Origin of the sequence: Pseudoalteromonas sp. SM9913 (assembly GCF_000184065.1) — a bacterium.
GTDB lineage: Bacteria > Pseudomonadota > Gammaproteobacteria > Enterobacterales > Alteromonadaceae > Pseudoalteromonas > Pseudoalteromonas tetraodonis.
The window spans coordinates 1,785,222-1,804,098 of the sequence record NC_014803.1; the positions used below are offsets into that span (position 1 = coordinate 1,785,222).

At 39.8% G+C, this 18,877-nt stretch carries 21 protein-coding genes; 11 read left to right on the forward strand and 10 right to left on the reverse strand.

Annotated elements, in window-relative coordinates:
• Window positions 1-51 precede the first annotated feature (51 nt).
• A complete protein-coding gene (locus PSM_RS08145; RefSeq protein ID WP_013465043.1) occupies window positions 52-1,326 on the reverse strand; it encodes a sensor domain-containing diguanylate cyclase in 1,275 nt (424 codons plus the stop codon).
• 467 nt (window positions 1,327-1,793) lie between these two features.
• Here PSM_RS08145 and mnmA point away from each other — a divergent pair, with 467 nt between their 5' ends.
• The 5 genes from mnmA to PSM_RS08170 all read left to right on the forward strand — a co-directional run bounded on the left by mnmA (window position 1,794) and on the right by PSM_RS08170 (window position 6,589).
• On the forward strand, window positions 1,794-2,894 hold the full coding sequence (gene mnmA, locus PSM_RS08150; RefSeq protein WP_013465044.1) for a tRNA 2-thiouridine(34) synthase MnmA: 1,101 nt from the start codon (window positions 1,794-1,796) through the stop codon (window positions 2,892-2,894).
• Window positions 2,894-3,496, forward strand: coding sequence for a high frequency lysogenization protein HflD (gene hflD, locus PSM_RS08155; RefSeq protein ID WP_008113587.1), 603 nt, complete (start codon window positions 2,894-2,896; stop codon window positions 3,494-3,496). The genes mnmA and hflD overlap by 1 nt, the downstream gene beginning before the upstream one ends.
• Before the next feature lie 31 nt (window positions 3,497-3,527).
• Window positions 3,528-4,898, forward strand: a complete 1,371-nt coding sequence (purB, locus tag PSM_RS08160; protein ID WP_013465045.1) for an adenylosuccinate lyase — start codon at window positions 3,528-3,530, stop codon at window positions 4,896-4,898.
• Window positions 4,899-4,978: 80 nt separating this feature from the next.
• The gene (locus PSM_RS08165; RefSeq protein ID WP_013465046.1) at window positions 4,979-6,121 is read left to right on the forward strand and encodes a ribosomal protein uL16 3-hydroxylase; all 1,143 of its coding nucleotides are present in this window, start codon (window positions 4,979-4,981) and stop codon (window positions 6,119-6,121) included.
• A 9-nt stretch (window positions 6,122-6,130) separates the two neighbouring features.
• Window positions 6,131-6,589 (forward strand): GNAT family N-acetyltransferase, encoded by a 459-nt coding sequence (locus tag PSM_RS08170; RefSeq protein ID WP_013465047.1) that lies wholly within the window; start codon window positions 6,131-6,133, stop codon window positions 6,587-6,589.
• Between the two features lie 33 nt (window positions 6,590-6,622).
• Here PSM_RS08170 and PSM_RS08175 read toward each other — a convergent pair whose 3' ends face one another.
• Both PSM_RS08175 and PSM_RS08180 read right to left on the reverse strand, forming a co-directional pair.
• Complete coding sequence (locus PSM_RS08175; protein WP_041695718.1) at window positions 6,623-7,840, reverse strand: pyridoxal phosphate-dependent aminotransferase; 1,218 nt, start codon at window positions 7,838-7,840, stop codon at window positions 6,623-6,625.
• 128 nt (window positions 7,841-7,968) lie between these two features.
• Window positions 7,969-8,313 carry an Hpt domain-containing protein gene (locus tag PSM_RS08180; RefSeq protein WP_013465049.1) on the reverse strand — a complete coding sequence of 115 codons (345 nt, stop codon included), beginning with the start codon at window positions 8,311-8,313 and terminating at the stop codon, window positions 7,969-7,971.
• Between the two features lie 132 nt (window positions 8,314-8,445).
• On the opposite strand from PSM_RS08180, the gene PSM_RS08185 reads away from it, so the two are divergent.
• On the forward strand, window positions 8,446-9,039 hold the full coding sequence (locus PSM_RS08185) for a tRNA-uridine aminocarboxypropyltransferase (protein ID WP_041695864.1): 594 nt from the start codon (window positions 8,446-8,448) through the stop codon (window positions 9,037-9,039).
• A gap of 25 nt (window positions 9,040-9,064) precedes the next feature.
• Window positions 9,065-9,850, forward strand: coding sequence for a CLCA_X family protein (locus tag PSM_RS08190; protein WP_013465051.1), 786 nt, complete (start codon window positions 9,065-9,067; stop codon window positions 9,848-9,850).
• Window positions 9,851-9,867: 17 nt separating this feature from the next.
• Here PSM_RS08190 and dcd read toward each other — a convergent pair whose 3' ends face one another.
• Complete coding sequence (dcd, locus tag PSM_RS08195) at window positions 9,868-10,452, reverse strand: dCTP deaminase (RefSeq protein WP_013465052.1); 585 nt, start codon at window positions 10,450-10,452, stop codon at window positions 9,868-9,870.
• Window positions 10,453-10,454: 2 nt separating this feature from the next.
• The gene (gene apbC, locus PSM_RS08200; protein ID WP_013465053.1) at window positions 10,455-11,531 is read right to left on the reverse strand and encodes an iron-sulfur cluster carrier protein ApbC; all 1,077 of its coding nucleotides are present in this window, start codon (window positions 11,529-11,531) and stop codon (window positions 10,455-10,457) included.
• A gap of 177 nt (window positions 11,532-11,708) precedes the next feature.
• On the opposite strand from apbC, the gene metG reads away from it, so the two are divergent.
• Window positions 11,709-13,733 carry a methionine--tRNA ligase gene (gene metG, locus PSM_RS08205; RefSeq protein WP_013465054.1) on the forward strand — a complete coding sequence of 675 codons (2,025 nt, stop codon included), beginning with the start codon at window positions 11,709-11,711 and terminating at the stop codon, window positions 13,731-13,733.
• Window positions 13,734-13,846: 113 nt separating this feature from the next.
• Here metG and PSM_RS08210 read toward each other — a convergent pair whose 3' ends face one another.
• A complete protein-coding gene (locus tag PSM_RS08210) occupies window positions 13,847-14,488 on the reverse strand; it encodes a hypothetical protein (protein ID WP_236613508.1) in 642 nt (213 codons plus the stop codon).
• Window positions 14,489-14,712: 224 nt separating this feature from the next.
• Window positions 14,713-14,886 (reverse strand): hypothetical protein, encoded by a 174-nt coding sequence (locus PSM_RS18600; protein WP_013465056.1) that lies wholly within the window; start codon window positions 14,884-14,886, stop codon window positions 14,713-14,715.
• Window positions 14,887-15,021: 135 nt separating this feature from the next.
• On the opposite strand from PSM_RS18600, the gene PSM_RS08215 reads away from it, so the two are divergent.
• Window positions 15,022-15,564: a Tll0287-like domain-containing protein gene (locus tag PSM_RS08215; protein WP_013465057.1), complete on the forward strand. Its 543-nt coding sequence runs from the start codon at window positions 15,022-15,024 to the stop codon at window positions 15,562-15,564.
• A 14-nt stretch (window positions 15,565-15,578) separates the two neighbouring features.
• On the opposite strand, the gene PSM_RS08220 is transcribed toward PSM_RS08215, so the two are convergent.
• The 3 genes from PSM_RS08220 to PSM_RS08230 form a co-directional block, all read right to left on the reverse strand.
• A complete protein-coding gene (locus tag PSM_RS08220) occupies window positions 15,579-16,100 on the reverse strand; it encodes a DUF2937 family protein (protein WP_013465058.1) in 522 nt (173 codons plus the stop codon).
• A 91-nt stretch (window positions 16,101-16,191) separates the two neighbouring features.
• The gene (locus PSM_RS08225) at window positions 16,192-16,668 is read right to left on the reverse strand and encodes a nucleoside deaminase (RefSeq protein ID WP_013465059.1); all 477 of its coding nucleotides are present in this window, start codon (window positions 16,666-16,668) and stop codon (window positions 16,192-16,194) included.
• Window positions 16,669-16,726: 58 nt separating this feature from the next.
• Window positions 16,727-17,257, reverse strand: coding sequence for a GlcG/HbpS family heme-binding protein (locus tag PSM_RS08230; RefSeq protein ID WP_013465060.1), 531 nt, complete (start codon window positions 17,255-17,257; stop codon window positions 16,727-16,729).
• 240 nt (window positions 17,258-17,497) lie between these two features.
• On the opposite strand from PSM_RS08230, the gene PSM_RS08235 reads away from it, so the two are divergent.
• Both PSM_RS08235 and PSM_RS08240 read left to right on the forward strand, forming a co-directional pair.
• Window positions 17,498-17,998, forward strand: a complete 501-nt coding sequence (locus tag PSM_RS08235; protein WP_013465061.1) for a fasciclin domain-containing protein — start codon at window positions 17,498-17,500, stop codon at window positions 17,996-17,998.
• Between the two features lie 155 nt (window positions 17,999-18,153).
• Window positions 18,154-18,867 (forward strand): flagellar brake domain-containing protein, encoded by a 714-nt coding sequence (locus PSM_RS08240; protein WP_013465062.1) that lies wholly within the window; start codon window positions 18,154-18,156, stop codon window positions 18,865-18,867.
• Window positions 18,868-18,877 lie beyond the last annotated feature (10 nt).

Below are 18,877 nucleotides of genomic sequence, written 5' to 3' on the forward strand. Positions count from 1 at the left end.
ACGTTAGCCTTTGCTTATCTGGTATTAAAAGCAAAGGTTAAACATGCTGTGTTATTCATGCCTTCCTAAGGCAATACAATTTCTGCCCTGCCTTTTTGCATAATACAGCGCACTATCCGTTGCTTTAAAGAAATCGACATGGTTAGTTTTTTCGCCATGTTTTACCGTATGAACTCCCATACTCACAGAGAGAAAGCCAGTAAAACTATCTTCATGAGCTATCGCTAAATCTTCAATAGATTTTTGTATTTGTTCTGCAATAAAGAGTGCACCTTGATTATCTGTTTGTGGGAGTAAAACAACAAACTCTTCTCCGCCATAGCGCGCTACAAAGTCCTCAGGACGACTGACTGTTTCTGCTAGCTTTTGCGCTACGCTATGTAAACACTTATCCCCGGCAATATGACCATACCTATCATTAAATTTTTTGAAATTATCTATATCAATAATGATCATAGAAAGTTGAGTATTTACTTTTATCAGTTTTTTAAATTCAGCATGTAATTTTTCGTCAAAACGGCGTCTGTTGGCAATTTTAGTCAATGAGTCTAAAAAGGCCATATCGCTGAGTATCTCTTGAGTTTTCAAACGCTCCGTCGCATCGTTAAATACAGCAATAAATTCACTTTCTACACTAATACCTGACACTTGCATTATCACTTTTGAGCCATCTTTACATACAATTTGATAGTCATTAGCAGGAATATCGTCATTATTTTTATTTGCCTGCGCTAAAGACTCACCCCACATCGTTTGAGCAGACTCTCTATAACTAGGCTCAGGATACGCGACCTTCCACCACTGTTTTAAATTAGGGATATCATCAATTGTATAGCCAAATACATCTACAAAGCGTTGATTAAGCTTTAAAATATCGCCGGTTACCATACAAACATTACACACGGGCAAAGGCAAAATAGTAAATAATTTTGCATAATGGCTCAGCTCATGTTTTCGCATTGGATGTTCAGTTGCACTACTAACAAAACGCTGCTGTTCAACGTGTTTCATTTCAAGAGAAGCATTCATAGTGGCAACAAAATGCCATTCTAACCACCACTTTTCTAGCTGCTTTAAAATGACTTGTTGAAAGGGATTAATAAAGTCTAAAGAATGTTCAATGAGTCTAAATAGCGCTGAAATAGGGTTGGGTTCTTCAAAGCGGTAAGGACGAGGAACCCTAATGGTTTGATAAAACAGTTGGTAAGCTGATTCTTTAACGTTATGTGGTAATTGTTCTGCTACTAAGCAATCATCGCGTTGTAACTTTGTTGATAACTCAACAACGTAAGATTTTACCTTTTGTGCTTGAGAAGCATAATTCATATATTCATTCCATTGACTATATTATAAATACTTATTTGAGTGTTTATTCAATTTAAACTCATCTAAAGGTATTGCATAATCATTTGGTTGTAAAGGTTTGTTAATGAACAATAATAAATATATTCTTTGATATTATATAAACAGTACTAACACCTTAAATAAACAACATTTACTCATCATTTATAACTTAAATGAGTGTTTATAATTTAATGGCCTGACATCTTGGACCTGTTGTTCTTTGCAAATTAAAATGTGTTCAAACAAAGGGGCTATAATAGCACCGCAAAATGTGTAATCTAATCGACTAAGTAAAAATCGACTAACAAGGAGTAAATCATCCCTAACCAACATAAAAAAAAGCAACAAAATCTATTCAATAGCCCTTCCTCTCTTTAAGCACTTACAAAATACATGCTATAATCGCGGCCTTTCCAAGTTAACAGTAATCTGTATAAGCGAAATTATTCATGAGCGAAAATAGTCACATTAAAGTCATCGTTGGTATGTCCGGCGGTGTTGATTCTTCTGTATCTGCATATTTATTAAAACAACAAGGCTACCAAGTAGAAGGCTTGTTTATGAAGAACTGGGAAGAAGATGACAATGATGAATATTGCGCTGCCGCTGAAGATTTAAAAGATGCCCAAGCTGTCTGTGACAAATTAGGTATTGAACTTCATACCGTTAACTTTGCAGCAGAATACTGGGACAACGTATTCGAATACTTTTTAGCTGAGTACAAAGCTGGTCGCACACCTAACCCAGACATCATGTGTAACAAAGAAATTAAATTTAAAGCCTTTTTAGAATTTGCGGCTCAAGCACTTGGTGCTGACTTTATAGCAACGGGCCACTACGTGCGTCGTGAGCTCAGAGATGATAAATATGTTATGTGCCGTGGCCTAGATGATAATAAAGATCAAAGCTACTTTTTGTACACATTGGGTCATGAACACATCGCGCAAACGCTGTTCCCTGTCGGAGATATTGCCAAGCCAGAAGTGCGCCGTATTGCTGAAGAGCAAGATTTAATTACCCACGATAAAAAAGACAGTACTGGTATTTGTTTTATCGGTGAGCGTAAATTTAAAGATTTCTTACAAAAATTCTTACCTGCTCAACCTGGTGTTATTGAAGACACAGATGGTAACAACGTTGGTGAACATGAAGGTTTAATGTACCACACCTTAGGTCAGCGCAAAGGCTTGTTAATTGGTGGTATGAAAGAAGGCTCAGGCGAACCTTGGTATGTTGTAGACAAAGATGTTGAACGCAATGTATTGATTGTGGGCCAAGGTAAAAATCACCCTCGCCTTTACAGTAATGGCCTAAATGCCAACCAATTACACTGGGTAGATCGTGTCGGTCCTCAAGGTACTACTCGTTGCACCGTAAAAACACGCTACCGTCAAGAAGACCTAAGCTGTACCTTGTTAGTTGGTGAAGATGGTATGGCACGCGTATTATTTGATGAGCCACAAAAAGCGGTAACCCCAGGACAATCTGCCGTATTTTACGCTAATGAAGTGTGTTTAGGTGGTGGTATTATTGACTCGGTGATCAAATAATGAATCAACATCAAGTCATGGCGCTTGCAGCCATGTGTCAAGTGGCTAAGCAAGTTCAGAAGGTTGCCCAATATGGTCGCGCTGATGAACAAGATTTATCGATTTTATTATCAAGTATTGTGCAAACCTCGCCAGCTTCCCCAGAAGATGTATATCAAGGTGAACATAACTTACGTGACGGCTATAAAACATTGATGGCACAACTGAGTGCCGGTGCTCAAAAAGATGTAGAAATAGTCAAATATGTAGGTGGTTTAATGCAGTTAGAGCGTGCGCTTAGTGCTAACAGTAAAAGCCTCAATGAATTAGGTAAACGTATTGATGATATTCATCGTCGTTTAGATCATTTTGCTATTACCGATGACAGTGTTGTCGCCGGTTTAGCAGATATATACTCGTCGGTGCTAAGCCCCCTTGGGCACCGAATTCAGGTTTATGGTAAACCCGAGTTATTAAAACAGCAGCTCACGCAAAATAAAATCCGCGCATTACTTTTAGCCGGAATTCGCAGTGCAGTATTATGGCGACAAATGGGCGGCAAACGTCGTCATTTCTTTTTTGCGAAAAGAAAAATTCTCGCCATAGCTAAAACAAAAATTTAATTATCGTTCAAACTAAAATTTAGGAGTTATTATGGAGCTTTCAGCGTTAACGGCTATCTCTCCGGTTGATGGTCGCTACGGCAGCAAAACCACTGAACTACGCAGTATTTTTAGCGAATTTGGATTAATCAAATACCGCGTAACCGTTGAAGTGCGTTGGTTGCAAGCGTTAGCTGCAGCAAGCGAGATTAAAGAAGTCCCCGCTTTTAGCGACGAAGCAAATGCGCTGTTGAATGCAATTGTAGATAACTTCTGTGAAGCTGATGCTCAGCGGGTTAAAGACATCGAACGCACGACAAACCATGATGTTAAAGCCGTAGAGTATTTACTAAAAGAAAAAGTTGCTGATAATGCTGAGCTACACGCAATTAACGAATTTATTCACTTTGCCTGTACTTCTGAAGATATTAATAACCTATCTCATGGTTTAATGTTAACTGAAGCGCGTAACCACGTCGTTTTACCTTATTGTGATGAGTTATTAAGCGCCATTAAAGAAAAAGCAATTGAGTACAAAGCCATTCCAATGATGACTCGTACACATGGACAGCCTGCAACGCCTTCGACTATGGGTAAAGAGTTTGCAAATGTTTACATGCGTTTAAAGCGTCAACGTGACCAAATTGCACAAGTAGAAATGCTAGGTAAAGTAAACGGTGCTGTGGGTAACTACAATGCACATCTAAGTGCGTACCCTGACTACGATTGGCATACCCACGCCGATAAGTTTGTAACTAGCCTAGGTTTAACACTCAACCCGTTTACCACGCAAATTGAACCGCATGATTACATAGCAGAGCTTTTTGATGCAATTGCACGCTTTAATACCATTTTGCTCGATTTTGACCGCGACATGTGGGGCTACATTGCACTTAATCACTTTAAGCAAAAAACCATTGCCGGTGAAATTGGCTCATCAACTATGCCACACAAAGTGAACCCGATTGATTTTGAAAACTCAGAAGGTAATTTAGGCTTAGCCAATGCTATCTTTGGTCATTTAGCACAAAAACTACCTGTGTCTCGCTGGCAACGTGATTTAACTGACTCAACCGTATTACGTAACTTAGGTGTAGGTATGGGTTATGCGGTAATTGCATACCAATCAACCCTTAAAGGTGTAAGCAAACTTGAAGTAAACGAGCAACGTTTGGCAGATGAGCTTGACCAAAACTGGGAGCTGCTCGCTGAGCCAATTCAAACCGTTATGCGTAAATACGGTATTGAAAAACCATATGAAAAGCTAAAAGATTTAACCCGTGGTAAACGTGTAAATCAAGAAATTATGGCTGATTTCATCGATGGTTTAGACCTACCAGAAGCTGCAAAAATTGAAATGAAAAAACTAACGCCGGCTAACTACATTGGTCGCGCTGTTGAGTTTATTGATGATTTAGTTTAATCACTCAAATCTACTAATAAAAAGCGAAAGGTACCTGCCTTTCGCTTTTTTCATTTAGGTCTTAACGTTATAGGCATTCTATGTATCAATTAAAAATAAATGAATTATCAGAGCAAGCGTTTTTAAGTCAATATTGGCAAAAAAAACCACTGTTGATCAAAGCTGGTTTTAAAGATTTTCAAGACCCACTTGATGCGAATGAACTCGCAGGCCTTGCTATGGAAGACAGCATAGAATCGCGCATTATTACTAACCACAATCAACAATGGCAATCGCATCAGGGACCATTTGACGATTTTGAAATACTCACTGATCAGCACTCGACACTACTCGTGCAAGCAGTGGATCATTGGCACCCAGAAGCTGCTCAGTTACTTGAACCTTTTCGCTTTATACCTAATTGGCGAATAGATGATTTGATGATCAGCTACTCAACCCCAGGTGGCGGTGTTGGCCCACACCTAGACCAATACGATGTATTTATTATTCAAGGTGAAGGTAAGCGCCATTGGCGGGTAGGATTACCCGACCCAACACTAAAACAATTTGCTCAAAATAAAACATTACTGCAAGTTGAAGCTTTTAGTGCAGTAATTGATTGTATTTTGGAGCCCGGTGATATTTTATATATACCACCCGGTTGTCCTCATGAAGGCTATGCGGTTGAAAATGCACTCAACTATTCAGTCGGTTTTAGAGCACCTAATCAACAAGATTTACTTTCAAGTTTTGCTGATCATATTATCGACACAGAAAGCGGCCAAAAAAGGTATACCGACCATACCCTCGCCCTACGTGATTCCAAAGGTGAGCTAACCCAAAGCGAAGTCGATAAAGTAAAAACGTTAATGCAAGCATTGCTAGAAGACGAGAGTTTATTTAAACACTGGCTAGGTAATACCCTTAGCCAACCTAAGCATGATATGGACTTAGCCCCTGAAGAAGACCCATTTAGTGTCGAACAAATACAACAACTGCTTGAAAACCAAGTAACATTTGAGCGTTTAGGGGGCACACGTGCTATTTATCAATGTATGGATGCAGAGTTACTTCTAAGTATCAATGGCGAAAACTACGATTTACCCTTATCAGATTTAGAAGCGGTAAAACAGCTTACTGATTTTATTGAATTTGATAGCAGCGTGCTTAATGCAACCACACCTAGCCTAGATTTTATCGAAACTTTTACTACACTGGTTAATGAGGGTATTTGGTTTAGCTAGGAGGAGGTCATGGTTTATACCGTTGACAAAGTTGATTGGCAAAGTGAAAAAAGTCAACTGCAACATATAAGGGAGCGAGTGTTTGTATATGAGTTACATATTCCTAAACGTATTGAGTTTGATAACTTAGATGCACTCGCTCAACATATTCTGGTCACCGATAATATGCACTCACCTGTTGCCACAGGTCGATTATGTAATGATGGTTTAATTGGTAGAATCGCCGTATTGCCGCAGCATCGCAACCGCAATGTTTATAAGTCACTGCTTAATTTCATTGTTAAATTAGCAGCGGAGCAAGGTATTGAAGCAATCAGTATTAATTGTATTTTAAACGAAGTAGAGCGATTCAAAAATAATGGGTTTACTGTGCAAGGCCACGTCTTTATGGAAGCAGGTATCCCAAGGCAACGTATGCAGTGCCCTATTGCATGCTTTGAAACACGACCATTTACTTTAGTGCATTAACGAAAAAACGAGCCACTTGGCTCGTTTTTTTCTTTATTCTTGTCGGTAATCTTTGAAAAAACGCTGCATTTTCATCATTGCACTCGATAAATCATCTTTATTAGGTAAGAACACCAATCTAAAATGATCAGGCTCTGGCCAGTTAAAGGCGCGCCCATGTACTAACAATATTTTTTCTGTTTTTAACAAATCAAACATCATTTGTTCATCGCTTTTAATATTGAATTTAGCGGTATCCACTTTAGGGAAAGCATAAAGCGCCCCTTTAGGCTTTTTACAACTAATTCCATCAATCGCATTTAAGCCGCGCCAAGCAATATCACGTTGCACATATAAACGCCCACCGGGGTCAATTAAGCTATCAATCGACTGAACGCCACCCAATGCTTGCTGAATTGCATATTGTGCGGGCACATTGGCACAAAGACGCATTGAGGCAAGAATATCTAAGCCTTTAATTAAATCTGTCATTAATGCGGTGCGACCACTTAGCACCATCCAGCCCATTCTCAGCCCAGCAGCACGGTATGTTTTAGCTAAGCCATTAAAGGTGATGATAGGGAGATCATCGCATAATGAACCAATAGAAGTATGGGTAACGCCGTCGTATAGAATTTTCTCGTATATTTCATCGCTTAACAGCAAAAGCTTGTGCTCTCGAGCAATATTGATCAATTCTTCAAGTAAAGCGTCACTGTACACAGCCCCGGTTGGGTTGTTGGGATTAATCAGCACCAATGCTTTGGTTTTAGAGGTGATTTTACTTTTAATATCATCAATGTCAGGAAACCAATCTTGCTCTTCATCACACAAGTAGTGAACCGGATTACCACCTGCTAATTTTACCGAGGCAGTCCAAAGCGGATAATCTGGAGCGGGAATTAACACTTCATCATCATTATTCAACAGTGCTTGAGTAACCATTTGGATAAGCTCACTCACGCCGTTGCCAATGTAAATATTATCAACGTCTAAATTGTGTAAGCCACGCTGTTGGTAGTGCTGATAAATAGCAACACGCGCAGAATAAAGACCTTTAGAGTCACAGTATCCTTGAGCTGAATATAAATTACGAATGATATCGCGATGCATATCTTCTGGCATATCAAAGCCAAATGCGGCGGGGTTGCCTATATTAAGCTTTAATACCTTTTGGCCCTCATCCTCCATTTTTTTAGCTTGCACTAAAACGGGACCTCGGATGTCATAACAGACGCCGTCTAATTTATGACTCTTTTTTATTTCTGACATTGTTACCTCTAAAGAGCAAGTTAGCCATTAGACTAACGCAGTAAAGCCGTGAATTACTAGGAAAATTAAGCGCTTAAAACTGAAAAAAATTCACGTTAACACTCTTTTTTATTACTATTGAAACGCGTTTAGCGCCCAGCTAACCATGCATTTAGTTTTGCTTGTGAACCAGTAACTTGCGCCATTAATCCATCGGCTGCATTAACAGCCTGCTCGTCATTCCCGTTATTTAAATTATATTCAATTAAACGAGCAACTTCGGCTAAACTTGCCGCACCAAATTGAGCGGCGTTTGATTTAAGGCTATGAGAGTGGCGAATAGCAGCCTCTTTATCTTGCCCAAGCGCAGCAATTGCTTCGTTCCCCAATCGCTCAAATTCCGCACAACAAAATTCCAACGTATCTGGAAATTGTTCACCTAATAGCGATTCCATACTTTCTAAAGCGGATTCGTCAATATTGATCTCTGTCATATTCATGCCCTTCAATACGGTCCATCGATTTTCTTCTTATCTCTTACTCTATATCTAAGCACAAAAAAAACCAACTTTATTAGTGCAAAAATGTATAATTACGGCAAATGTACCAACGAAATAGTGTATTCAATGGCACGTCCTCTTTGTAAACAGTGTAACTTTTCGCTAAGCACTTGTATTTGCAGCGCAATTACCCGTGTTAATAACCAAACACAGGTTATTATTTTGCAGCACCCCAGTGAAGCAAAAGTTAGCAAAAATACGGCGCAGCTATTAGCTTTGGGTTTAACCCACTGTAAAATGATTAGAGGCGAAAATAATCAGGACTTCGCCTGTTTACAAAACCTGCCTATAGAATCGAGCGTATTACTCTACCCAAGCGAGAGCGCCGTAAAATTAGACCGACCGAATAGTAAAGAAAATCTACAAGAGATTACGCATTTAATTGTGATTGATGGTACATGGAATAAAGCCTTTAAAATTTTGCAATTAACCCCGTTATTACAACAGTTTAAAACGGTAAGCTTTAACCATATTCCCACCAACCGTTATGCTATTCGTAAAGCCCCTAGAGCAGATAGTTTATCGACACTAGAAGCAGTAGCACATAGTTTATGGCTCATAGAAGCACTAAACCCTGCGCCCTTGTATGGTTTATTAGAGGAATTAATAAAAAAACAAACCCAACACATGCCCGCTCACGTAAAAGCACGTTACTTGTAATGTATGAGCTGAAATAAAATAACCGATGCGTAATACCACATCTCGATTAAAACGCGGATTTTCTCGCCAAGGCCCCGACTATCGTTTTGACGATCAAGTCGATTTTAATGATATAAGAACCACTTTTGGTTTTCGTTCTATGGTGGTTGGTAAATGGGTTACTAAAGAAGAGCGCTTTATTAGTGCCAACTTAATTTATGATGCGCTGGCTGATTTAGCGCAGATTTTGCATTTACCACCCACAGCCATTGGCCTGCGTGGCAAACTTAATTTCGCTTTTGGTCACGGTGGACAAAAAGGCGTGCAAGCACATTATAATGCGTATGACCAAACCTTAGCACTGGCTAAAAATGCAGGCGGTGGCGCTTTAGCCCATGAATGGTTTCATGCTTTTGATCATCATATTAGTGAGCATTTGTTTAAATCAAAAACCCGCTTTGGTTTCGCTTCTAAGTTATGGTTATCACACTCTCCCGACTTAAGCCATCCACTTAATGATGCACTTAATCAATTTTATAAACAGGTGTTTTTAGAGCAAAGCGGTGAACATGCCAATGAATTTGTAAATAAATGCATTGCGTTTGATAAAGCGCATAATCAGCAGTATATGAGTATGCCAGAGGAGCTTGCTGCTCGGTGTTTTGAAGCCTGTATCAACGAGCATCAAACAATCAAAAACAGTTTTTTAGTCGGCGGTTTGAGTAATAATAACTTAATTTATCCTGAGCTAAATCACACGTTACACGCCAATGAAGCGCTTAACCATTATTTTCAACTATTAGGTTATGCGCTTCATCAACTAGAAAAATAAGCTATTGTTTAGCTTAGTTATTTATCGTCACTGATACGGCTTGCTACCGCACTATTCTGATCTTTATATTTTGCATCAATGCGGGTGTTATAAGGGCTTTCACACGGACCGGTAAGTGTTTCAAAACTCATTGCGCCAATTTTCATCATAGGTCTGAGCGCAAGCGGCAGCTTACCCGAGTTATAAAACTCTAAAACAATATTACCACTCCAACCAGGATCGATTCTGTGTGCTGTAACATGCACCATTAAACCTAAACGTGCCAGCGATGAACGCCCGTCTAACCAACCAACAATGTCTGCAGGTAGGGTTACTTTTTCATAGGTTATTGCCAACGCAAGCTCGCCAGGATGTAGAAAAAACGCTTCGCCTTCAGCTAATACAATTTCGTCGCTCATGATTGATTCTAACGCTTTATTAAGCTGATCTTTTGGACCACTTAAATCAACATAAGCGGCATTATGGGCATGAAATGTTCTAAACTTATTACCTAAGCGAAGATCAGCGGTAACCCCTGAAATCATTTCACTCGTTGGCGCGGGCTCGATAACAATGCGCCCATCGTTTAAGTATTCTTTAATATGTGTATCTGAAAGTCTCATTTTTAATCTTCCGTAATCACAACGTCAATCGCGTTGTGATGTTGTTGATAGTAAAGCGTGCTGGCAATCAATCGTGCGGCCGCGCTGTAAGTTTTGCTAATAACCGCATCTGTATCATCGGCAATCAACTTACCTTGCTCAGAGGATTCTCTGATATCAATCGCAAGCGGAATATGCGAAAGCACAGGCACACCATGCTTAAGGGCTAATTTTTGTGCACCGTCTTTACCAAATACATGGTTGGCCTCGCCGCAATGCCCACAAATGTAATGGCTCATATTTTCAATCAAACCGAGCACTGGCACATTTACTTTATTAAACATAGCAATACCCTTTTGCGCATCAGCAAGCGCTAAGTCTTGTGGCGTCGTGACAATCACGGTGCCACTGGCTGGCACTTTTTGGCTCATGGTTAATTGAATATCACCGGTACCTGGCGGCATATCTACAATTAAATAATCAAGTTCACCCCAATCGGTTTCATTTAAAAGCTGACTAAGCGCGCCTGAGGCCATTGGGCCGCGCCATACGGTGGCATCATCGCTGGGGACTAAAAAACCGATAGATTGCGCTTTAATACCATTGGCATCAAACGGTTGTAATTGTTTATTGTCTTTTGTAACCGGCTCACTGCCAACTAATCCTAACAACATAGGAATTGACGGACCATAAATGTCGGCATCCAATATGCCTACTTTTGCGCCTTCATTTTTAAGCGAGCCCGCAAGATTTACAGCCGTAGTAGATTTGCCTACCCCGCCTTTGCCTGAGGCGACTAAAACAATATGTTTAATGGCTTTAAACTTCGCAGCTTCTTTGAGGTGAACATTAGCCGTTACGTTTACATCAACCTTTAAACGCTCAGTCAAAAATTGAGCCACGTGCGGCATTTCAGATTGCGCCGCAAAAGGGAGAATGAGTTTAACCGTAATTGATTTATCGGTGTTTTGAGTGATATCAGCAATGAAATCTTGCTCAATACCCACAGCGAAAGCGGCACTGCGATAGGCCGCTAGAGCAGAAATAATCGGTTGTTTTTGCACCGATTTTGCAGAGAATAGTTTCGACAGTCCAAACATAGCAATAAAATAGCGTTTCTTTGATGAAAAGTGCCACGGAATTATGTAACATTCAGGGCATTAACACCAGTCAATTAGTAAATATCGATAAGCAGTGTGCTCTGTTATCACTTTGCTTATCGATAATGTAATAATTTTCATCTGTTCCTGACTAGGAACGCTTAATTCGGAATGATTATGGCACAGCGAAAGATCCTGATTACTAGCGCATTACCTTATGCCAATGGCCCTACCCATTTAGGGCATTTATTAGAGTATATTCAAACTGATATTTGGTCGCGTTTTCAAAAACTACAAGGCCACGAAGCATACTATGTATGCGCCGATGATGCTCATGGCACACCTATTATGCTTAATGCGCAAAAGCAAGGGATCACGCCTGAGGAAATGGTAAAAAACGTTAGTATCGAGCGCCAACGCGACTTTGCTGATTTTAATATCAAATTTGATAATTACCACAGTACCCATAGCCAAGAGAATAAAGAATTTAGTGAGCTTATTTATAACCGCCTTAACGATGCCGGTCATATCAAAAAGCACACTATTTCACAGTTATTCGATCCAGAAAAAGGCATTTTTCTGCCAGATCGCTTTGTTACTGGCACGTGTCCTACATGTAAATCAGAAGATCAGAACGGGGATAGCTGTGATGCCTGTGGCGCAACCTACAGCCCAACCGAGCTAATCAACCCACGCTCTGTTATGTCGGGTGCTGAGCCTATCTTAAAAGATTCTGAGCATTACTTTTTTGATTTACCCGCCTTTGAAGACATGCTTAAAGAGTGGCTACATTCAGGCACAATTCAACAAGAAATGGCCAACAAGTTAGATGAGTGGTTTGCCGATGGTCTCCAGCAATGGGACATCAGCCGTGATGCACCTTATTTTGGTTTTGAAATTCCAAACGCACCGGGTAAATACTTTTACGTATGGCTAGATGCGCCTATTGGTTATATGGCGAGCTTTAAAAACTTATGTGATAAACAGGGCATCGACTTTGATGCATTTTGGCAAGAAGGTTCAGACGCTGAGCTTTATCACTTTATTGGTAAAGACATCATCTATTTCCACAGCCTATTTTGGCCTGCTATGTTAGAAGGCGCTCAATTTAGAAAGCCAACTAATGTATTCGCCCATGGTTTTGTTACGGTCAATGGCGCAAAAATGTCTAAATCAAAAGGCACGTTTATTAAAGCGCGTACTTATTTAGATAACCTAGACCCAGAATTTTTACGTTACTACTACGCAGCTAAACTTAATAGTGGCATTACCGATTTAGATTTAAACCTTGAAGATTTTGCACAACGTGTAAACTCAGACTTAGTGGGTAAAGTAGTGAATATTGCCAGTCGTTGTGCTGGTTTTATTACTAAAAAGTTCGACGGTAAGCTGAGCAATACAGTTATGCAACCTCAATTGCTTGCAGAATTCCAGAACGCATCAGCGACAATCACCGAATATTACGAGAATCGTGAATACAGCCGTGCAATTCGTGAAATCATGGCACTTGCTGATAAAGCAAACCAGTTTATTGATAATGCCGCGCCTTGGGTGCTTATTAAAGATGAGTCAAAGCAAGAAGAAGCGCATCAGGTTTGTTCACTAGGACTTAACCTATTTCGCGTGTTGATCACTTACTTAAAACCAGTGCTACCTGGCATGGCAAGTAATGTTGAAGCCTTTTTAAATGATGAATTATCTTGGCAGGGTGCGCAAACAGCGTTAGTAAACCACCCTATCAATAAATTTAAGCCGTTAATGCAACGTGTAGAAATGGATAAAGTGAATAAAATGGTTGAAGAATCAAAAGAAAGCTTAGTTGCTGAAAAAGATAAAATCGATCCTAATAGCCCACTTGCAAAAGAGCCTATTAGCGAAGAGATTGAGTTTGATGACTTTGCAAAGGTAGACCTGCGTGTTGCTAAAATTGCCAAAGCAGAGCACGTAGAAGGCGCTGACAAGCTGCTTAAATTAACCCTTGATTTAGGCGGTGAAACTCGCCAAGTGTTTGCTGGAATTAAATCGGCTTACGCACCAGAAGACATTGAAGGTAAATTAACGGTAATGGTTGCTAACCTTAAACCACGTAAAATGCGTTTTGGAATGTCTGAAGGCATGGTACTTGCGGCAGGCCCTGGTGGTAAAGAAATTTACATTCTTAACCCAGACGACGGCTCTGAGCCGGGTATGCGCGTAATGTAATTATTATCGCTTAAAGCCGCTAATATTTAGCGGCTTTTTTTTCACCTGTTATTTAGCTATTCTAATGAGGATTTTTAACGCCGCTATTCTCTGGTTTGCTCCCTGAAAAATAATTAAGCATTATTGCGATTTGGTATTACTGCAACAACTTTTGCTAAGTGAATCACCAAGCTTTGCGAGCTAATATACACAAACCAGTTTATATAGCGCACTTGAGGGTAAAAGCCTTGCCCCTGATTACCATAAATCCAAAAAGCACCAATAATGGCATCAGCCAATGCAGCAAGGAAAAGCCCTAAGCTCACCCACACTATTGATTTGGGTGCGTTAATCCCACCATAGCCAACAACTAATACCAGACCCATAAGTCCAACAGCCGTTATCACTAAGCTATAAACCCCTGTCATAGCTAAAATAGTATCTCCTGCCCCCTCAAGATACATAGAAGAGAACGACGCACTACTTAGCACCAACACAACAACAAAAAAAAGTGCACTTTTTATAAGCGACACCCGGCGTTTTATATTAAAAGCTAACACACAGGCTATAAATAAAAGGCTGTAACCAGGTGCAAAAAATAAGATTGAATCCACTAAGTAATCATGTTTTATCAAGGTACTATAGCGATAATAGTGTTGGGGTAAATTAAAATTAACCACATCACCCGCGATACACAACATAAAAGCGCCACTGCCTAAAAGAGCAATAAAGCGTAATTGTTGGTCTTTAAAACGTTTAAATACCCAAGCTGACATCGTTACACTATTAAACACAAGTAAGCAGAGCGAACTCAGTGTCAATAGCATTAAAACACGTTTATTTTCAGGCGCAAGTAGCCCTATTAACATCACAGCTAAAGCGCACAGCCAAGCTATAAAAGTAATAATTTGATGCGGATGTTTTATAGATAACGGATTAATTGCACTATCCAGCCTTTAAAATCAATAACGTTAACTTAGCAAGTTTTTATCGCCCAAGGCTATTTTTTGTTTTGCATGTGCTGTATTTCTTTTTGTGTTTTAAGCAGACATTGCGCTAACTGTTCGAGTCGAATTGCTTTAATAGCGGCTAATGGATCTTGTACATTAAGTCCACCAGCATCATGGTTATTTTGTTGGTTTATTATTTTATTCTCATCGTGCTTATTGTGCATATCTTTTCTCTTGAAACTGTTTATCGATTTTAGGCGCGGTACCTTAAGTAAAAAACTGCTTAAACGCTAAACGATTTACTTGAAAAACACCTGACACCCTGTATATTAGAACCTTCTAATGTTTGGAGGTGTATTATGCGCATTATTTTACTTTTTTCCAGTTTATTTATTTCATCCGCTGCTTTTGCTAGCAATACCGACGAGGCACGACAAACCATTAAGGCATTTTCAAGTGATTTAAAACAGGTACTGGTTAGTACTATGAAACAAAGCGGCCCACTAGCGGCAATAAGTGTATGTAATACAGCTGCACCCGCTATCGCTTCACAACACAGCAATAGTCCTTGGCAAATTAGTCGCAGTGCTTTGAAAACTCGTAACTCAGATAATCAACCCGATGCATGGCTCAAAAATGTTTTATTAAACTTTGAACAACGTAAGCTCAATGGCGAGCCGTTAGCAAGCATAGAATATCAAGAGCAAAGACCCGATGGCTGGTATTTTGTAAAAGCGATTCCTACTCAAAAAGCGTGTTTAGCGTGTCATGGCAGTCAGATTGACCCCACAGTTTCTAAAAAAATAGCGACTTTATACCCTAATGATCAGGCAACTGATTTTAAACTGGGTGACATTCGTGGCGCATTTGTTGTTAAAAAGGCCAGTGAAAATCACCAATGATAATACATTGACGATCAGCTATTAAATTTTACCGCATCGGATGCAATACGCTTTTTACGCCTAACATATAAAGTATGTGGCAGCATAAGTAATTGATTTAATAAAATAGCTAATACCAATGCAAACAACACTGCACTCGTGGTTAAAGGAATACCTAACTTAAAGTTATCAAGTGTACTTTGTAATCTGTCAACGCGCTCAGGGGAGAACATATACAGCATTTTTTGCACTAAATTACCTTGTTCAAAAATAGCCATCCCTTTTTTTAAATCGGCAAATTGCAGTAATGTTTGCTGTTTTTGATTTGCATCGGCTCTAACGCTAGGTTCAGCGTTAGCTAAGTGGCGGTTTATCATCGCTTGCGTGCTAGAAAAGTTATATTGCTTGGCCGTTTTTGCATAGCCGTCGACTTGCCATTTTGTTGCATGGTATAAGCCCGCTAAATGTTGTTGGTAATGATCACTCAGCTGCGGTAGTTGCAATGAAACAATAAAAGCGCAAGCAAATATTAACTTATCGAACAGGTTAACGATCATAATAATCCCTTGTGCTGCGTTTAATAAAAGTGACTACCGTTAACTATAACAGGTAGTCGCTTTAGTCTAAATACCATGCGCTGCTGCGCTGTTAATCTGCTTGGTGGAATTGACGATGTAGGGCGTGAACTTGCTCAACAAGTGCTGGTACGGGCCCATAAACAGCGACATTAGGAGCAACCGCTTCAATAGGTAACGGGTTAACGGGCGACTTAGTCATTTTGAGCTCGCTATGCCAGCTAGTTAATTGCGCAGATGAACTGACATACATAATTCGACCTAAACCTACCCATGCGTGTGCTGCGGCGCACATAGGGCAATGTTCCCCGGAGGTATACACAGTAGCCCCAGCGCGTTGCTCAGGGGTCATATTGTTGGCTGCCCAACGAGCAATTTCAAACTCAGGATGACGTGTATGATCGCCACCGGCAACACGGTTACGATCTTCCATACATACATTTCCTTCAGCATCAACAAGCACAGAGCCAAACGGTTCATCTCCTGCTTCTAACGCCTCTTTAGCTAGTACTACGGTGCGTTTTAAGTGCGCTAAATCAGTCTCGTTCATAATCTGTAAACTCCTTTACTATCACTTTTGGGGATATTTAGTAACGTGATCTGTTTTTCTACTGCGCTAACCATAACGCTTTGATCCCTGCTTTTGCAACACGTACATCCTCACTGCCATGAGCACCGCCAACTCCCACAGCCCCCACCACAGTATCGTTTATATAAATAGGCACCCCGCCATCCAATATTAAAATGTTTTCATCTAAATAACGAAGGTCTGCTGGAATAGTGCCCTCTTTTATGCCTTTTGCTATAACTGCGGTTTCTCGCTTTTGCGAATTGGCGGTATATGCTTTTTTATAACTGGCACGAATAGTATGAACACCGGCACGATGATCGCGAAGTACCGCCAGCGTTTGTCCAGATGCATCCACAACGGTTATTGATACAGCTAAATTGTCCTTGAGTGCCGCTACAGACGCTGCATTGACTATACGCTGTGCCATTTCACCCGTTAATTGTGCCACCATAGCCACATTTTCAAGCTGTTGATTATAAGTATTTATCTGCATTTCAGTTTGTCCAGCAACAGACGCTAATGAAGAAAGTGATGCAATGAGCGCTGTAAAAATAGCCCGTTTTTTCATGGTTTATTTCCTATTGTTAATTAATGTCGTTATATCGCTGAACTGGATATAAAAAATTGAAAATAAACAGACCGTGTTTACTCATAAAAGCTTTCACTAGGAGGGTTAATCGCTGGCTTTGCTTTTTATTAAATACCTTTATTGTGATAAGGCAATGACTCACCCTTTTTTAAAATGATCGTAAGTTAGCAAGCCTGCGTAATATTTAACCGATATCTAATCAATTTAAAGGAAAGTAACATGTTTAAGAAAATAGCGTCTGTTCTGACTTTTGTATTAGCAAGTTTAACCCTATCTACAGCAGCTCATGCCGATCACCATGGTATGAAAAAAGATATCGTTGATGTAGCTGCTGCCAATGGATCGTTTTCAACACTCGTTGCTGCCGTCAAAGCAGCAGGCCTTGTTGATACGTTAAAAGGAGATGGTCCTTTTACTGTATTTGCGCCAACTGATGAGGCATTTGCTAAACTACCAGCAGGTACCGTTGAAAACCTTCTTAAGAGCGAAAATAAAGACAAGTTAACTGCAATTCTTACCTACCATGTGGTATCAGGTAAAGTAATGGCTGCAGACGTTGTAAAATTAGACAGTGCAACGACCGTGCAAGGCCAGTCTGTGAATGTAACCACCAATGATGGCTCTGTCATGATCAACAATGCAAACGTAGTAATGGCAGATGTAAAAGCCAGCAACGGCGTGATTCATGTCATTGATACTGTTTTGTTGCCAAAAGAGTAACAATCTAATCTCCACAGCGGAGTAAAATACTAACTCCGCTCACTATTACAAGCACAAAGTATTATTTTCTTTTACTAAATGCCCTCTTTTATACTAGTGATTTTTACACTATATTAAAAGATAATTAAGCGTCTGTTAATATTGAGAAAGTGTTTGTGGAAACAAATAAAAATAATACTACTGTTGAAGATAAACCAACTGAAGATCAAAAGAAGTTTTTCCTCGATTTACTCCCGGGAAAGCTAATTGATATACAATTTAACAATCCCATTCAGGTTCGCTTTAAACTCACTTTAATCGGCTACGACACCGGTAAATATTTAATATTAAAATACCCTGCTCAAGCAGGTAAAAATGATTACAGCGACATTTTAGTTGAAGGTAATGGGGCTATTGTACGGTATATCATTGAAGACGAACGGGGCGAATGTGTTGCTTTTTCAACCAGCATATTAGCGATTTCATTTCGCCCTGAACGATTAATTTATTTAGCTTACCCTAAAAAAATTGAAAGCCGCCAATTACGTGAAACTAGCAGGTTGCCTACACACATTCCGGCTAAAATTAGTTTACATAAAGGCGATATTGATGCTGATAATAAAAGCTTATTGCACGGTTTAATTATTGATATTTCTCCGAGTGGTTGTCGCTTTGCTATTCACGTAAGCTCTGGATTTGTTGCACTAAAAAAACGTCAAGTTTTTGTGCATATACTTTCTCCATTAGACAACGAGCCTGTTATTATTACGTCTTACATTAGGAATAACCAAATGAAAGGCAACCGCCTTAGCGTTGGTATAGAGTTTGATGCTTCAGAGCAAGTTAAGCTTAACAAGCTATTAGAAGCTTACTCGATTGATATTGATTAATGCCTTAAAT

Bases quoted from the DNA above. Each gene is read 5' to 3' on its own strand.
- PSM_RS08170 (WP_013465047.1), top strand. From the start codon at position 6,131: ATGGTTTATACCGTTGACAAAGTTGATTGGCAAAGTGAAAAAAGTCAA.
- PSM_RS08185 (WP_041695864.1), top strand. From the start codon at position 8,446: ATGGCACGTCCTCTTTGTAAACAGTGTAACTTTTCGCTAAGCACTTGT.
- apbC (WP_013465053.1), bottom strand. From the start codon at position 11,531: ATGTTTGGACTGTCGAAACTATTCTCTGCAAAATCGGTGCAAAAACAA.
- PSM_RS18600 (WP_013465056.1), bottom strand. From the start codon at position 14,886: ATGCACAATAAGCACGATGAGAATAAAATAATAAACCAACAAAATAAC.
- dcd (WP_013465052.1), bottom strand. From the start codon at position 10,452: ATGAGACTTTCAGATACACATATTAAAGAATACTTAAACGATGGGCGC.
- PSM_RS08180 (WP_013465049.1), bottom strand. From the start codon at position 8,313: ATGACAGAGATCAATATTGACGAATCCGCTTTAGAAAGTATGGAATCG.
- mnmA (WP_013465044.1), top strand. From the start codon at position 1,794: ATGAGCGAAAATAGTCACATTAAAGTCATCGTTGGTATGTCCGGCGGT.
- purB (WP_013465045.1), top strand. From the start codon at position 3,528: ATGGAGCTTTCAGCGTTAACGGCTATCTCTCCGGTTGATGGTCGCTAC.
- PSM_RS08210 (WP_236613508.1), bottom strand. From the start codon at position 14,488: ATGTCAGCTTGGGTATTTAAACGTTTTAAAGACCAACAATTACGCTTT.
- PSM_RS08230 (WP_013465060.1), bottom strand. From the start codon at position 17,257: ATGAAAAAACGGGCTATTTTTACAGCGCTCATTGCATCACTTTCTTCA.
- PSM_RS08215 (WP_013465057.1), top strand. From the start codon at position 15,022: ATGCGCATTATTTTACTTTTTTCCAGTTTATTTATTTCATCCGCTGCT.
- PSM_RS08235 (WP_013465061.1), top strand. From the start codon at position 17,498: ATGTTTAAGAAAATAGCGTCTGTTCTGACTTTTGTATTAGCAAGTTTA.
- PSM_RS08145 (WP_013465043.1), bottom strand. From the start codon at position 1,326: ATGAATTATGCTTCTCAAGCACAAAAGGTAAAATCTTACGTTGTTGAG.
- PSM_RS08220 (WP_013465058.1), bottom strand. From the start codon at position 16,100: ATGATCGTTAACCTGTTCGATAAGTTAATATTTGCTTGCGCTTTTATT.
- metG (WP_013465054.1), top strand. From the start codon at position 11,709: ATGGCACAGCGAAAGATCCTGATTACTAGCGCATTACCTTATGCCAAT.
- PSM_RS08165 (WP_013465046.1), top strand. From the start codon at position 4,979: ATGTATCAATTAAAAATAAATGAATTATCAGAGCAAGCGTTTTTAAGT.
- PSM_RS08190 (WP_013465051.1), top strand. From the start codon at position 9,065: ATGCGTAATACCACATCTCGATTAAAACGCGGATTTTCTCGCCAAGGC.
- PSM_RS08175 (WP_041695718.1), bottom strand. From the start codon at position 7,840: ATGTCAGAAATAAAAAAGAGTCATAAATTAGACGGCGTCTGTTATGAC.
- hflD (WP_008113587.1), top strand. From the start codon at position 2,894: ATGAATCAACATCAAGTCATGGCGCTTGCAGCCATGTGTCAAGTGGCT.
- PSM_RS08225 (WP_013465059.1), bottom strand. From the start codon at position 16,668: ATGAACGAGACTGATTTAGCGCACTTAAAACGCACCGTAGTACTAGCT.